Raw genomic sequence first — 1,309 nt, 5'->3', positions numbered from 1 at the left:
GCCCACACCAGGTCCCGTGCGGCCGGATCGAGCCCGCGGGTCGGCTCGTCCACGAGCAGCACGGCCGGATCGCCGGCGAGCTGCAGCGCGAGCGCCAGGCACCGGCGCTCGCCGACAGAGAGATCGAGCGGATGCCGCGCCAGCCGCGTCGCGAACTCCGGGCCGGCGGGGTCGAGCCCGAGGAACCCGGCCAATCGCGCGGCTGTCGCCCCCGGTCGGGGAACCCTCGAATGAGGGAATTCGCCGAGGTGAGGGCCAGACCGCGTGGATCGCTCCTCATTCCGGCGGAGAACCTCGATCGAGGGCGGGCGGTGCGCGCGCCGGGCACTCGTCGCACGGCGGTCGGCGCGGCGGCACTCCGCGGCGACCGTGTCGTACGCGAAGAGGTCGTCCGAGGCATCCGGAACCAGAGCGACACGCCCCGCCGCCTCGACCCGCGAATCGCGCGTCGGGAGCGCGAGCGCCGCGAGCAGGCTCGACTTGCCGGCGCCGTTGGGCCCGGCGAGGGCGACGACCTCGCCCGCGAAGAGCTCGAGCGTGACGGATGCCACGGCGACCACCCCGCCGTACCGCACGGTCACATCACACCCGGTGAGCACCGGGTCGCCGGAGCGCACGCGCAGCCCTGCCGCTGTGGGCGATGCGGCGCCCAGCTCTGCGTCAGGTGCGTCGTGGGGCGGCAATGAAGACGAGATCCCCTGCGATTCCACCTCGCTGCGGTCGACCTCCGCGCCGGCCGGCACCTCGACGACCAGGCCGTCATCGATCCGCAGCCGCCGGTCGGCGAGCGGCGCGAGGGTCGCGACGCGGTGTTCGGCCACCACGACGCACATGCCCGCGTCGTGCGCGAGCAGATCGAGCAGCCGCGCCACGCGGACCCGTGCGTCGGCGTCGAGGTCGGCCAGCGGCTCGTCGACGAGCAGCAGGATCGGGTGCTCGACGATCGCGGCGGCGATCGCGACCAGCGTCGCCTCGCCTGCTGAGATTCCGCGCGTGGGACGGTCGAGCAGGCCGCCGATGCCGACGCGCGAGGCGATCTCTGTCACACGAGCTGCCACGCTCACAGGGGCGACGCCCCGCAGCTCGAGCGCAAGTCCGATCTCGTCGCGCACGCGCGCGGTCGCGAAGGCGTCGCGCGGATGCTGGAGCACGACGCCCACGCGCTGCGCGAGGTCGCGCGGCGGCACGGCCGCACGGTCGTGGCCCACGACCCGCAGGGAACCCGCGGTCCACCCGCCGTCGACGTGCTCGTGCAGCCCGGCGATCGCGCGCAAGAACGTGGACTTGCCCGACCCGGTCGAGCCCGAGA

Annotated in this window: 1 protein-coding gene; it reads right to left on the bottom strand. The window is 74.6% G+C overall.

Annotation, left to right across the window (positions count from 1 at the left end; all coding sequences use genetic code 11):
* Positions 1–1,309: ATP-binding cassette domain-containing protein (locus EIO58_RS18075; RefSeq protein WP_164861870.1), on the bottom strand; the 1,309-nt coding region annotated here is incomplete at both ends.

Source organism: Microbacterium sp. CPCC 204701, from assembly GCF_004010105.1.
GTDB lineage: Bacteria > Actinomycetota > Actinomycetes > Actinomycetales > Microbacteriaceae > Microbacterium.
The sequence above is the reverse complement of the archived record's forward strand: the minus strand, read 5'-3'. Positions and strand labels throughout refer to the sequence as shown.